This window comes from Nocardia carnea NBRC 14403 (genome assembly GCF_000308515.1).
In the GTDB taxonomy this organism is placed as follows: Bacteria; Actinomycetota; Actinomycetes; order Mycobacteriales; family Mycobacteriaceae; genus Nocardia; species Nocardia carnea.
On sequence record NZ_BAFV01000126.1, the window covers coordinates 124,410 to 137,683 of the forward strand.

At 64.6% G+C, this 13,274-nt stretch carries 14 protein-coding genes and 2 pseudogenes; 6 read left to right on the forward strand and 10 right to left on the reverse strand.

Annotated features, from left to right (window positions below; genetic code table 11):
* Positions 1–2: 2 nt before the first annotated feature.
* Entirely contained in the window at positions 3–1,889 is a 1,887-nt protein-coding gene (locus ON22_RS34085) for a phosphoenolpyruvate carboxykinase (GTP) (RefSeq protein ID WP_255218575.1), read from the reverse strand.
* A 93-nt stretch (positions 1,890–1,982) separates the two neighbouring features.
* Entirely contained in the window at positions 1,983–2,315 is a 333-nt protein-coding gene (locus ON22_RS34090; protein ID WP_033247098.1) for an ArsR/SmtB family transcription factor, read from the reverse strand.
* A gap of 184 nt (positions 2,316–2,499) precedes the next feature.
* On the opposite strand from ON22_RS34090, the gene ON22_RS34095 reads away from it, so the two are divergent.
* A complete protein-coding gene (locus ON22_RS34095) occupies positions 2,500–3,168 on the forward strand; it encodes a PAS and ANTAR domain-containing protein (protein ID WP_033247097.1) in 669 nt (222 codons plus the stop codon).
* A 169-nt stretch (positions 3,169–3,337) separates the two neighbouring features.
* Here ON22_RS34095 and ON22_RS34100 read toward each other — a convergent pair whose 3' ends face one another.
* Entirely contained in the window at positions 3,338–3,949 is a 612-nt protein-coding gene (locus tag ON22_RS34100; protein ID WP_033247096.1) for a TetR/AcrR family transcriptional regulator, read from the reverse strand.
* A 112-nt stretch (positions 3,950–4,061) separates the two neighbouring features.
* Between ON22_RS34100 and ON22_RS34105 the strand changes: the two genes are divergently transcribed.
* Both ON22_RS34105 and ON22_RS38340 read left to right on the forward strand, forming a co-directional pair.
* Complete coding sequence (locus ON22_RS34105; RefSeq protein WP_033247095.1) at positions 4,062–5,078, forward strand: NADPH:quinone oxidoreductase family protein; 1,017 nt, start codon at positions 4,062–4,064, stop codon at positions 5,076–5,078.
* Between the two features lie 29 nt (positions 5,079–5,107).
* Positions 5,108–5,786: pseudogene (locus ON22_RS38340) on the forward strand (helix-turn-helix domain-containing protein); the annotation flags it as partial.
* Positions 5,787–5,827: 41 nt separating this feature from the next.
* Here the strand turns inward: ON22_RS38340 and ON22_RS34115 are convergent.
* A complete protein-coding gene (locus tag ON22_RS34115; RefSeq protein ID WP_051158445.1) occupies positions 5,828–6,082 on the reverse strand; it encodes a hypothetical protein in 255 nt (84 codons plus the stop codon).
* 171 nt (positions 6,083–6,253) lie between these two features.
* Between ON22_RS34115 and ON22_RS38345 the strand changes: the two are divergent.
* Positions 6,254–6,571, forward strand: a pseudogene (locus ON22_RS38345) (cysteine hydrolase family protein); the annotation flags it as partial.
* Here the strand turns inward: ON22_RS38345 and ON22_RS38350 are convergent.
* A complete protein-coding gene (locus ON22_RS38350) occupies positions 6,507–6,851 on the reverse strand; it encodes a transposase (RefSeq protein ID WP_231508771.1) in 345 nt (114 codons plus the stop codon). The pseudogene ON22_RS38345 and the gene ON22_RS38350 sit on opposite strands and share 65 nt — an antisense overlap.
* A gap of 383 nt (positions 6,852–7,234) precedes the next feature.
* Here ON22_RS38350 and ON22_RS34120 point away from each other — a divergent pair, with 383 nt between their 5' ends.
* Positions 7,235–7,792, forward strand: coding sequence for a hypothetical protein (locus ON22_RS34120; protein ID WP_156052421.1), 558 nt, complete (start codon positions 7,235–7,237; stop codon positions 7,790–7,792).
* Positions 7,793–7,823: 31 nt separating this feature from the next.
* Here the strand turns inward: ON22_RS34120 and ON22_RS34125 are convergent, their stop codons facing one another.
* From ON22_RS34125 to ON22_RS34135, 3 genes are all read right to left on the reverse strand, one after another.
* The gene (locus tag ON22_RS34125; RefSeq protein WP_033247093.1) at positions 7,824–8,210 is read right to left on the reverse strand and encodes a hypothetical protein; all 387 of its coding nucleotides are present in this window, start codon (positions 8,208–8,210) and stop codon (positions 7,824–7,826) included.
* Positions 8,211–8,528: 318 nt separating this feature from the next.
* A complete protein-coding gene (locus tag ON22_RS34130; protein WP_033247092.1) occupies positions 8,529–8,858 on the reverse strand; it encodes a hypothetical protein in 330 nt (109 codons plus the stop codon).
* 29 nt (positions 8,859–8,887) lie between these two features.
* Positions 8,888–9,724 (reverse strand): SDR family NAD(P)-dependent oxidoreductase, encoded by an 837-nt coding sequence (locus ON22_RS34135; RefSeq protein ID WP_033247091.1) that lies wholly within the window; start codon positions 9,722–9,724, stop codon positions 8,888–8,890.
* 331 nt (positions 9,725–10,055) lie between these two features.
* On the opposite strand from ON22_RS34135, the gene purD reads away from it, so the two are divergent.
* Entirely contained in the window at positions 10,056–11,300 is a 1,245-nt protein-coding gene (purD, locus tag ON22_RS34140; RefSeq protein WP_033247090.1) for a phosphoribosylamine--glycine ligase, read from the forward strand.
* A gap of 361 nt (positions 11,301–11,661) precedes the next feature.
* Here purD and ON22_RS34145 read toward each other — a convergent pair whose 3' ends face one another.
* Positions 11,662–12,273, reverse strand: coding sequence for a 3'-5' exonuclease (locus tag ON22_RS34145; protein WP_051158446.1), 612 nt, complete (start codon positions 12,271–12,273; stop codon positions 11,662–11,664).
* 4 nt (positions 12,274–12,277) lie between these two features.
* Entirely contained in the window at positions 12,278–13,261 is a 984-nt protein-coding gene (gene galE, locus ON22_RS34150) for a UDP-glucose 4-epimerase GalE (protein WP_033247089.1), read from the reverse strand.
* Between the last annotated feature and the right edge of the window lie 13 nt (positions 13,262–13,274).

Below are 13,274 nucleotides of genomic sequence, written 5' to 3' on the forward strand. Positions count from 1 at the left end.
GGTCACGACGCCCCGGCGGCGGTGTCGGCGGGCCGAGCCGGGGTGTGGGCCAGGCGGTTCTTCAGCGCAGCGAGCTGATCACACAACGGTTCGGGTAGCGCGGCGGCGCCGATGCTGGCGTACCAGTCCTCGATGGAGGCGACCTCGGCGGCCCATTCGTCGTGGTGGACTTCAAGCGCGGCCCGTGCCGAGCGTTTGTCGGCCTCGGAGAATCCGGACAGATCCAGCGAGCTCGGCACCGGGACATAGCCGACGGCGGTGGCATCCGCTGCCGCGGTGCCCTCGATCCGTTCCAGCGCCCATTTCAGCACGCGCACGTTGTCACCGAACCCGGGCCACAGGAACCCGCCATCAGCGTCGCGGCGGAACCAGTTGACCTGGAAAATCTTGGGGAGCTTGGCCGAGTCTGCGGTGTTGCCCAGGCGCAGCCAGTGCGCGAAGTAGTCACCGACGTGATACCCCAAAAACGGCAGCATCGCCATCGGATCCCGGCGCACCACACCGACCTGACCCGCGGCGGCGGCGGTGGTTTCCGAGGACAGCACCGAGGCGGTGAACACGCCGTGGGTCCAGTCGAAGGATTCGGCGATCAGCGGGATCGTGGTGGCGCGGCGGCCGCCGAAGAAGATCGCCGAGATCGGAACCCCGGCCGGGTCGTTCCATTCCGGCGCCACCGACGGGCACTGTTCGATCGGGGTGCAATACCGCGAGTTCGGGTGCGCCGCCGGGCCGGTCGCGGTATCAGGGGTCCAGTCGTTTCCGCGCCAATCGGTCAGATGCTGCGGTGGGGTGTCGGTGAGTCCTTCCCACCACACGTCACCGTCATCGGTCAGGGCGGTGTTGGTGAATATCGAGTTGCCGTGGGAGATGGTGGCGATCGCGTTCGGGTTGGTCTTCGCCCCGGTGCCCGGGGCGACACCGAAGAACCCGGCTTCCGGATTCACCGCATACAGCCGGCCGTCGGGACCGTACCGCAACCAGGCGATATCGTCGCCGACGGTTTCGGCCTGCCATCCCTCCAGGGCGGGTTCGAGCATGGCGAGGTTGGTTTTGCCGCAGGAGGACGGAAACGCCGCCGCCACATAATGGGTGCGGCCCTGCGGGGAGGTGAGTTTGAGGATCAGCATGTGTTCGGCCAGCCACCCCTCGTCGCGGGCCAGAACCGAAGCGATCCGCAGGGCGAAGCACTTCTTACCGAGCAGGGCGTTGCCGCCGTAGCCGGAGCCGTAACTCCAGATGACGCGGTCTTCTGGGAAATGCGCAATATATTTCGTCCGGTCACACGGCCACGCCACATCCGACTGCCCCGGGCTCAGGGGTGCGCCGACCGAATGCAGGCATTCGACGAACTCCGCGTCGCCGCCGAGCTGATTCCATACCGGGGCTCCGGAGCGGGTCATGATCTGCATCGATACCGCCACGTACTCCGAATCGGTGATCTGCACACCGTATTTCGGGTCCTCCGCATCGAGTGGGCCCATGCAGAACGCGATCACATACATGGTGCGCCCGGCCATCGCGCCGCGATAGTGCTCGGTCATCACCGTGCGCATATCAACCGGATCCACCCAGTTGTTCGTCGGCCCCGCATCCCGCTTGTCTCGTGAGCAGATGAACGTACGGTCCTCCACCCGCGCCACATCCTCGGGATCGGAGACACACCAGAACGAGTTCGGCTTCCCCGACAACTCGACAAAGGTGCCCTTCTCCACCAAGCGGGCAGTCAAGCGGTCCCACTCCTGCCGCGACCCGTCGCACCACACCACATCCTCGGGCGCGGTCAGATCGGCGACCTCGGCCACCCACGCCAGGACCCGCGCATGACCGGTGGGCGCCGCCATCGACTCGACTCCGGGCACGTGATCGATCTCCACCAACATCTCCTCCATCAACAACTAGATGACTATGTAGGAAAACATGCAAACAATCGGCGGCATCGCCACGACCAAACGAGAAGACGAGGCCGCAGGCGATCCGGGCCGTCAGGCGGGCTGTTCTTCCAAAGCCTCCACCTGCCCCGCCACAACCCCGGTCAAGATGGCACGCGCCGCGGTCAGCAACTGCGCTACCTGCGGTGAGGTGAGCTCATAGGTCACCGACAAACCTTCCCGGCGACTGGTGATCAACCCGGCCCGCCGCAGCACCGCCAACTGCTGGGACAAATTCGCCGGCTCGATATCGATATCGTTGAGCATCTCCGACACCGCATGCTCGCGCTGACTGAGCAACTCCAACACCCGGATCCGCACCGGATGCCCCAGCGTCTTGAAGAACTCCGCCTTCATCTGATACAAGGGCCCACTCGAACCCGGCATCGTTTCCGCCTTCCGCCGACGCACCCCACCGCACCTAACCACGCTACTTGCACACATTAACAAACAGAAAACTTAGCGATGAGCCCTGCGCCCTCATCGAGGCGCATCTCACATCCTGGACACCCTCGCTGCCCAGCCCGGCCGATGCGGCGCCCACGGCCAGGACATGCCGCACAATCGGAGCATGACGGGCATCGACGAGCCGGCCGCCACCACCCCACTGGAGGCAATCACAGCAACACCACAACAGGTGGGAAGCTTCCGGTTCTGGTTCGCCGACCAACGCTGGGAGTGGTCGCAGGAAGTCGCCGAGCTCTACGGCTACGACCCCACCGTCGAACCCACCACCGAACTACTGCTCGCACACAAACACCCCGACGACCGCGAACACGTCGCGCAAGGTATCGCCGACACCCTCGCCACCGGTGCACCGTTCTCCAGCCGCCACCGCCTCATCGACACCACCGGCCGACAGCACTGGGTAATCGTCGTCGGCGACACCCTCACCGACAAAGCAGGCACGGTCGTGGGCACCACCGGCTACTGCGTAGACGTCACCGACTCCCTGCAACAGCAACGCCGGCAAGCACTCGACGAGACCCTGCCCGAAATCGTCGAATCACGCGCAGTGATCGAACAAGCCAAAGGCATGCTGATGCAAACCTATGGCCTCAACGCCGACCAAGCCTTCCGCGTACTGCAATGGCGATCACAAGAAACCAACATCAAACTACGCGAAGTAGCCCACCGCCTCGTCACCGCGATCACCGCCGCCGGCGGCGGCCCCGTCACCCAACGCACCTTCATCGACCACCTACTACTCACCCTCCACCACACCCCGCCAGCGCCGTGACACCCGAACCCACAGGTAACAGCCCACCATCTTGTGGGTTCGGGTGTCGGCTAGCTGCTGCTGGCCAGGAGGTTGTTGACGTTGGAACTGCGTAAGCCTGGCAGATGATCGGATCATGCTGGAAGCCTCGACGGAGCGGTCGGCACCCAAGCGCGCACAGGACGAGTGTCTACGGAGTTCTTGTGAGCGCGGACCATCCGGCCATCGCGCCTGTGACGACGTCTTCCAATTCGGCGCGCGTCGCACGATCGCGAGCTTGGACCGACAGACCCTGCACGATAGTGGCGTAATAGCGTGCGACCGCGTCGATGTTGACCCCGCTCGCTGTGAGCTCGCCCTCGTCGACCCCGCGTTGCAGCCGGTCCCTTATCGCCGTGAACTGGGACCGCCGGATGTCAGCCAGGAACTCGCGGATGGGCTCGTTCTCGATCGCGCCTGTAGGGGCGGCAAGGATGAGCATGCAGTAATGCGGAGCGTCTGACCGCGTGATCTGGTCGACGGTCGCGCGCAGCATGGCGTGGATCGCTTCTCGCACGGCCGAGTGCTCGTCGAGTGCGTTGCGTGGCGGTGCGCCGGCGGTCGCGCCGTAGTGGTCCATGACCTGGCGGAAGAGGGTCTCTTTGCTTCCGAAGTAGGAGTAGATGCTCGCCGAGGCGATGCCCATCGCCCGGGTCAGGTCGCTGAGGGAGGTGCCCTCGTAGCCGCGCTCCCAGAACACTTCGAGCGCCCGCTGCAAGGCGGTGTCAGGGTCGAATGTGAGCGGCCTCCCGCGACTGGCCATACCGGTGCGCCTCCATGCTTTGTTTGTCGTTCGATCAACATTAGCTTGACCAGCTCCGAACCTCGTGACAAGGTTTGTTTGTCAATCAGTAAACAAACCTGATCGGATGGTCATGAGCATTCCTGCAACGATGCGCGCCCTGCAGCAGTCGTCCCTGGACGGGCCCAAGAGTCTTCACCTGATACCTGATGCGCCGGTTCCGGCTCCCGGCCCGGGCGAGGTGCTGATCCGGGTCGGCGCAGCGGGCGTCAACTTCGTCGACATCTCGCAGTCCTATGGCGTGTTCGCCGGTGGCCCACAACCTCCATACGTGGCGGGCATCGAGGCGGCCGGCGAGGTTGTCGCGCTCGGCGAAGGCGTTTCCGGCGTCGAGCTCGGCACCCACGTCATCGGCGCCACGATCATGGGTGGGGCCTTCGCGGAGTACGCCGTGCTGATGGCGGCTGGGACAGTGTCGTTGCCACCAGGTTGGACCGACGAGCAGGCGTTGGGTCTGGTCGTGTCCTGGCCGACCGCATTGGCCGCGCTGAAACCGTTGGGGCAGCTCGAATCGGGGCAGACGGTTCTGATCCACGCGGCCGCCGGAGGGACCGGTCAAGTGGCCGTGAAGCTGGCCAAGCACTACGGTGCAACGGTGATCGCCGTGGCGTCCTCCGACAAGCACGAGGTGGTCAAGAAGCTTGGCGCGGACTACCTCCTGGACTCACGCAGCAGCGAACTTGCTACCGAGGTCCTTCGCCTGACCGACGGCGCGGGCGTCGACCTCGTGTTGGAGTCGGTCGGCGGCTCCACATTCGAGGCGAGCCTAGCCGCCGCCAAACGGATCACTGGCCGCGTCGTCACGTTCGGTCTCGCCGACGGCGAGGCTTCGATCACCAACTGGGACCTCGTCTACAGGCACCAAGTCCACCTCATCGGCCTGAACATCGGCATTCTGATCCAGTCCGTACCGCACATCTTCGGCCAGGTGATGGTAGAGATGTTCGGCCTGATCGCGAGCGGGGTCCTCGGCCCAGGCACTCCTACAACCCGCGAATTGTCGGACGGCCCGCAAGCACTCCAGGACCTCGAAGCACGCACCACAGTGGGAAAACTCGCGCTCGTGCCTTCAACATCACTCTCGGCGTAGGCCTCCCTCCTGGGTCGAAGAACCAATCCATGACTCACCAGAACGCACCGCTGACCCCGGAGGGCCGACGGCGGCTTGTGGAGCGCTGCGCATGCGCCTGGTCGCTCATGTAGCGGCCGAGATGGGAATCTCCCGCGCCACCGCGTCAAAGTGGGTAAATCGCTACAAGCAGTTCGGCGACCTGGGGCTGCTGGACCGGTCATCCGCCCAGCACGTCAGCCCACGGCCACGCCCGGACGCATCGTGGAATGCATCGAAGCAATGCGGCGCGAGCACAAATGGTCAGCCTCCCGCATCGCGTTCGAGCTACACCAGGACGGCACCCCGGTCAGCCGCCACACGGTCACACGGCTGCTTGCACAGCTCGGCCTAAACCGGCGGAAGTTCATCGACCCCAACGGTGCGAACAACCGCGCGCCACGGAAGATCATCGCCGAACGACCTGGCCACATGGTGCATCTCGATGTGAGGAAGGCTGGCCGTATCCCTGGCGGCGGCGGTTGGCGGGTGCACGGCAAGAACAGTGCCCAGGCCAAGGCTGTCGCTCGCACAAAGACGCGAGGCGCGAAGACCGGATACGTCTTCTTTCACTCCGCGATCGACGGATACTCCCGGCTGGCCGATACCGAAGCGCTGCCGGACGAGAAGGCTGCCACTGCGATCGCGTTCCTCGAACGCGCACGCACCTGGTTCGCCGCTCACGGCATCACCACCAGAACGCATCAAGGACTAGGAACATGACAGTCCGGTTAAGACATCAAATGCATGTCGGGGCCCTCGTCGAGGGCCCCGACGGTTCCTACCGCGGCGCCGGCAGCGGTGGCCACGAACTGGGCGCGCCGTGTGAGCAGGCCACGCCAGTCGTGTTCACTGCGCTGCTGGGCCGCCTGAAGGGTGGCGCCGAACGCGTGGGGCGCGTCGGTCAACGCGGCCAGGCGGATCTGCCGGAACACCTGCCAGTCGTCGGGGGCCAGACGCCGCAGCTCCGTCGAAGCGAAGTCCATCCCTTCATTGTGATGTCCGGGCGGGCGCCCCTTCCACCGGAAACCCCGGCGGGCTGATCCCTGCGCGGATTCGGCCGGCGGCTCGTACTGTGTTCTCATCGCTGCCGGCGTTGGGATAGAGCAGGTTTCGGGGACAGAGGTGTGACTGTGGGGTCGTTGGCGTTGCTCGTCGTGGACATGCAGAACTCGTATCTCAAGCAAGACGTCCGCGACGCATACGGGTGGCCGCCGCTGTGGAGGCTGGAGGAGACGGTGTCCCAATGCCGGGACTTGATCGGTGAAGCGAGGGCGCACAAGGTCCCGGTGATCTATTCGCGCCAGGTGTCGTCGCAGGCGATGACGCCGCGGTCTGCTCGGCATCGGGCCCGCCGCGCGGATCGGCTGCCAGTGTTGTCCGAGGCGGAGCAACTGTGGCGATCGCAGATCATGGACGCCGTCGCACCGCAACCCGAGGATTGGGTGCTGGATAAGACGCGGCACAGTTTCTTCGCCTACACCGAAGCGGCACCGACACCAGCGCCCGCCGAAGCCGGGCGATATCGATCCGTCCACGGTCCAGACCCGCATAGATGCTGCCGTGTCCTCGGCGATGCTCACCGATCAACGACAGCTCCGGCAGTGACCGCACCGGCCCGTCCGCGCACAACACCGCATCCACCAGCTCGAACACCGCATCCGCCCGCCGGGACAGGCACCGATACAACTCCCGCCGAAACGCCGAAAGGTCCCCGACCGTGCCGGCGGCGCCGGTGTCGTGCACACTGTTCATTGAAGCCCTTGTTTGCTGAAAGTCTTTCTGTCGCAAGAAGACATGATCAACCAAGGGCTTCACCCATGACCACCCGGGGCCACAAAACACCAGCTCAGAGGTTAAAACTCAAGCTAGCACTGGACACCGGCCGGCCAGGGGAGAAGGCCCTGAATACCCTGCACCCGAACCTGCCCGGGTGCCGCGACCGAAATCGCCACGCCGGCGACCTTGTGCCCGTGGTCGACGGCGGGCAACTCGACTCGCGCCAGGGGCCGTCGGAGACGGTCGCTCAGCCCAGGGCTTGGTATAGCATCATGCGCTGATCAGCGCATCGGTCTACGCCTGTGGTACAGGTGGTTCACTGGAGGCGACACAACCAGCTGGCAGAAGGGTGTCCGACAGTGGCCAAGCGCTATTCCGATCATGAAAAGAAAAAGCACCTGAGGACAGTCCAGACTTTGCGCGGACAAGGGTTGTCCCTCAGCGAAGCACGCCAGAAGGTTGCAGACTCCAAAGATGGCCCATCGGTGGCGAGCTTGGCGAACTGGGAAAAAGACGTAGCACTGGAGGACGGTGTCGGCACCGCCACATCCGCCGACCTGACGGACGACACCGAACAGCAGGACAAACCGGTGGCCTCCGAGCCCCTGCTCGATCACTCCGACGTGGAGGAAGCAGACGAGCCCTCGACATCGGAGCCTGCGGGTGACGACGACACCATCCTGGACGACACACCACCCAGTGTCAGCGAGGCCGTAGCGACCTCCGAACCAGGTTCGGCGCAGTTCGCTGGTTCGGTATCGGGGAACGGCCACCGTGCGGCGACGCTGGTGCATGTGCCGTCGGCCGACGTCGAGGTACTGGTCGACGAAAATCGACACCTGCGCCGTGAATTGGACCAGGCGAACCGCGAGATCCGCGCATTGCGTGATCTGCTGGTCGTGTACGCATCGCGGTGAATTCAGTCGGTGCCAGGTTGTGCGAGGCCGGTCAGTCCGGACCGCTGTCGCCCAGGGTGATTGCACGCAGGGCGGCAATCACGGGGTTGATATCGCGGACCAGCTCGCCGCCTGCGACCAGTTGAAACGCGTCGATACCTGTCTGTTCGTCGATGCTCCGTACTTCGAGCCACCACCGCACGGGCCCCTTCTCGGCGTTGAAGGACAGCTGTGCGACGTCGAAAATTATGACTGCCGCGTCGCGGTCTACGGACTCGGTGGCGTGCGTGGGGATGTCGTCGGGCGATGCGATTGAGCCGGTCGTGTCGGGTCGGGGGGACGTGTCGCCTTGTCCGAGGAGGGTGAGGCCGTCGATTGGCTGATGGCTGATGTGCTCGATGATGCGGGCGGCGATGGTAGAGGCATGGTGAGTGACCATGGGATGATCCTGCCGGGTCGATGAAGTGTGGATGTCGGCGGCTACCGTGTCCAGAATCTCGGCACGGGGCCGGCTTTCGACATCGGTTCCCTGCGGGGGATACGGGTGACGCCATGTCGGGGGCAGATACGAGGCTCAACGGGGCGTTGGTCAGCTCGGTCCAGGTGTAGAGGTCGTTGATTCTGGTGACCAGCTCGCCGTCATCGAAGTTTTCGGAGCGGTCCGACATTTTCGCAGAGTGTTTCCCAGTCCCGCTGACGCAGGCCGGGCGTTCCGCCCGTCCCGCTGGCCAGCAGTATCGTGGCCCAGGTGCCAGACTCATGGCTCGATCGGCGCGGCGTCGATCACAAGGCGTATCAGGATCTGCGTGGCGTGTTCGAGGTAAGCGTCGACAGCCGCGGCTCCGACGGGGTCGAGATCCAGCTCAGCGGGAAGGGCATCGAAAATACTGTGCACCACCTCGACGACATCGTCGGCAGTGGGCACATGGCCTGGCTCGGCGAGTATCTCGGCCAACCAATCCAGACCGGCTTCGAATTCTGCATCGATGTCGGCCAGCAATGCGGGATCGCCGACTGCCCGGACGAGATCACGCAGGACCAGGTCGTCGTCGAGCCGTAGCAGCGCGAGAGTTTCTCCGACCTCCATCAGCCGGTTACTGAACTGCAGGTAGCGCTCTACCGCGTCTCGACTTTTGCGCCTGCGGCCAGGGTTTGGATACGACGGGTTTCGGTGTCGTTGCGCCAGCCGGCCGTTGCGCCGCCATCGACACTCAGGTTCTGTCCGGTCACCCATGAGGATTCGTCGGATGCCAGATATAAGGCAGCGCCGGCGACGTCGAGCCCGGTTCCGGGCCTCTGCAGGAGGTGGCGCGACAACTGCCAGGCGCGTAGTTCGCCGTCTACGACGGCGTCTGTCGCCGGTGTCGACACGAACCCGGGCGAGATCGCATTGACTCTCACCCCGAACTCTGCGCCTTCTGCAGCCAATGCTTTGGTCATAGCGACCACACCACCCTTGGCCGTCGAATGCGCAACCGAACCGAGCGGACCGATCCCGAGGATGGCGCCCAGCGACGCAGTGTTGATCACCGAGCCGCCGCCCTCGCACAGCCACCGCCACGCGGGGCTTGTCGTGTGAAAAAGGATGTCCAACTCGACTTTCATAACGTGGCGCCACAGCGAGAGGTCCATCTGGGAGAACGGCGCGAACCCGAAGCCCGCCGCATTGTTGTACAGGACATCGATCCCGCCCAACGTTTTCGCCGATTCCTCGATCCAGTTTCTGGCAGCAACAGCGTCGCTGAGGTCGACTTCGCTCCCGTACACCTCGAATCCTTCACGCGACAATATCGCGGCGGTGTCTACTGCTCCACCACTGCGAATATCGCAACCACATACCCGAGCGCCTTCTCTGGCGAACAACTGCTGCGCTGCCTGACCTTGGCCACCGGCTGTGCCCGTGATGAGAACACGTTTACCGGCGAGTCGCCCCGGCAAGTTGGGCTGCTGCATATTTAATTCCAATCACGTGAGCTGAATAAACCAACCGTCGGTCCGACACAATCTCGAGTTCATTGCTGGCATCTATCTCTTAAGCATTGAATCTCGATCCTCGGCTGTCAATCTCTCAATCCCACATGGTTATTGGGAGGTTGATCACCGCCGTCCCAATGCCCTGGGGAAATTCTGAATTCATTTCCTATCCGGAGGGTGAACTATCAATTTGCGGCACCGCCGCTTCTGCGGTTCGTGCCAACGGGGGCTCTCTATCTGACCGATAAGCACTTGACCAGGGCAGCGCTACCCTTCATGCAGTTCTTCACCACCACACCGAAGGAGCCTTGTGAAGATTCTCGTCATCGGGAGCGGCGGCCGCGAGCATGCCATCGTCGCGGCCTTGTCCCGGGATCCGGACGTCACGGCGCTGCACGCGGGCCCCGGCAACCCGGGCATCGCCGCGATAGCGGCATGCCATCCGGTCGACCCCTGCGACGGCGCCGCGGTCGCAGCGCTCGCCACCGCTCTCGGTGTCGATCTCGTCATCATCGGGCCGGAAGCGCCGCTCATCGCCGGGGTCGCCGACGCGGTGCGTGCAGCCGACATCGCCTGCTTCGGCCCGACGCAGGATGCGGCGCGGATCGAGGGATCCAAGGGTTTCGCCAAAGACGTGATGAACGCGGCCGGAATCCCTACTGCCCGGGCACGCACCTGCACGACCAGCAGCGAGGTCGACGACGCCCTCACCGAGTTCGGCGCGCCCTATGTGGTCAAGGACGACGGGCTGGCCGCAGGCAAAGGCGTTATGGTCACCGACAATATCCACGGGGCCCGCGCGCACGCCGCCGGCTGCGACCGGGTGGTCATCGAGGAATACCTCGACGGCAGAGAATTCTCGATGTTCGCGCTGTGTGATGGGACCCGGTCGGTCGCGATGGCCCTCGCCCGTGATTACAAACGTGTCGGCGACGGAGACCTCGGCCCGAACACCGGCGGGATGGGCGCCTACTCTCCCGTGCCCTGGATTTTCGCCGACCTCGAAGCCGAGCTGACCGCCACGGTCGTCACTCCGGTCCTGGAAGAACTCCAGCGCCGCGGCGCACCCTTCGCTGGTGTGTTGTTTCCCGGCCTCATCCTCACCGACGACGGCGTCAAAGTTATCGAATACAACGCCCGCTTCGGCGATCCCGAAATCCAGGTTGTCCTGGAGCGGCTCAACACCCCGCTGTCCGGGTTGTTGTATGCCTGCGCCACCGGCACCCTCAAACCCGATCTCGAACTCGACTGGAGCCCTGACACCGCGGTCAATGTGGTGATCGCCAGCGACGGATACCCCGCACAGCCGGTCACCGGAGACCCCATCGGCGGCCTCGACCACGCCGCCGCCATCGATGGCGTGCACGTCCTGCACGCCGGCACCGCCCTCGACGACTCCGGCGCGGTGATCACCGCGGGCGGGCGTGTGATCAACGTCGTGGCGCGTGCCGCCGACCCGTCCGCGGCACGCGCCGCCGCCTATGAGGTGGTCGATCGGATCGAGTTGCGGGGGAAGGTCGTCCGCACCGATATTGCCACGGACCTGATGAGGTGACCGACCAGTGGCCGCTGCTCGAACGTGAGTACCCCCTACGCCTACAAACTCGGCCGAATCCGCCGAGACACGGTCCGCGGGCGAGACGGCGGCCACCACACCTTGACTGTGCTGGAAACGGCCGCAGCGGTCTACGTCGTACCGCTGACCACCGACCATCAGATCCTCATGCTGCGCCAATACCGGCAAACCCTGTGCCAGTGGGGTTGGGAACTGCCCGCCGGATCGATGTTCGACCACACCGGAGACCCCGAAGATCTCGCCGCGCAGGGGCTCCGCGAAGAGGCCGGCGCAATAGCTTCTCGGTTCGAACACGGTCGGAGTCATCGCTATTGTGGCCGGCGCACGGAATCGGTGGTGCTCACCACAACCCGCCGTCCGGCTCTGCCTGCGGGACGAACTCGATCGGTGCCGCGACCTGCACAAGCTCGTCCCAGTCCAGCGCGCTCTCGTCGAGCAGCCGTGTGAGAAGCTGCCACGCCGCCCAGGTATCCCACGCGGCGCGGTGCCGGTGGCCGGTGACGGCAGTGATGTCGAGCTGAGCATGGGTCACCAGTTTGTCCAGCGCGTAGCCGCCGGCCAGTTGGGGCCATATCGCCTTTGCGAGCTTGAGGGTGTCGAGCACCATCGGCGGAGCCCATCTCGGCAGATGGTCACCGATCACCCGTCGTTCCACGATTGCGTTGTGCGCGACCAGGACCCGTCCGGCAAGGACGGGTTCGATCGCGTCGGATACCTCTGGCCAGGTGGGGCTGTGGGCGACATCGCTGTTTCTGATCCTGTGAACCTTGCGCGTCACGATCGGGGTAATCGGCTGTTTGGGCCGGATCAACCACGATCGCATCTGGTCGACATGCACGCTGTCGCCGGCGACGGGCAGGATCGCGATCTCGATGATCTCAGGTGGGGTCTGGCCGTTGCCCTCGACGTCGACGACGGCAAGCTCTTTGCCTCGCAGTACGTTCGGAACCACCGGGTCAGACCTTGTATCGCGAGCGGTGGAATTCCCAGGCGCTGGCGACGATGTCTGAGAGGTCGGTGTGCTGCGGTTTCCATCCGAGTTCGTGGTGTGCTTTGTCGCTGGAGGCGATGCATACGGCGGGGTCGCCGGGGCGGCGGACTTCGATCCGAACGGGGAAGTCTGTGCTGGTGACGTGGCGGACGGTGTCGAGGACTTGCCGGTTGGAAAAGCCTGTGCCGTTGCCGAGGTTGTAGATTTCGTGGCGGCCCGGTTGCACGGTGTCGAGAGCGAGCAGGTGTGCGGCGGCGAGGTCGGCGACGTGGATGTAGTCGCGGATGCAGGTGCCGTCGGCGGTCGGGTAGTCCTCGCCGTAGAGGGTGAATTCGTTGCGCTGGCCGCCGGCGGCTTGGAGCAGGATCGGGATCAGGTGTGATTCCGGGTCGTGGCGTTCGCCGAGGTGTACGCCGTCGTCGGTGAGTACGGCGCCGGCGGCGTTGAAGTAGCGCAGTGACGCGGCGCCGAGGGTTGTGGAGGCGCCGCATTCTCCGGCGATGAGCTGGTCGACGGTGGCTTTGGTCACGGCGTAGGGGTTTTTCGGGCGGACTTCGGCGGTTTCGTCGAATGCTGTGGTGCCGTCGCCGGTGTACATCGATCCGGTGGAGGAGAAGATCAGGCGTGGGGTGTGTGCGACGCGGATGGCGCGTAGCAGGGCCAGGGAGCCTTCGATGTTGTTGTGCCAGTATTTCTCCGGGTTGCGCACCGATTCGGCGACTTCGATGCTGGCGGCGAAGTGCAGGACTCCGTCGAATCCGGCCTTCGGGGTGAGTATGTCGGCGACCTGGTGGATCGACATTTGGTGGAACCTCGCCGCGGCGGGCAGGTTGCCGGCGTGACCGGTGGACAGGTTGTCGATGATGTTGACGTCGTGGCCGGCGGCGACGAGTTGGTGGGCGACGACCGATCCGATGTATCCGGCGCCGCCGGTGACGAGAAGTTTCACTGGGACGAATGCC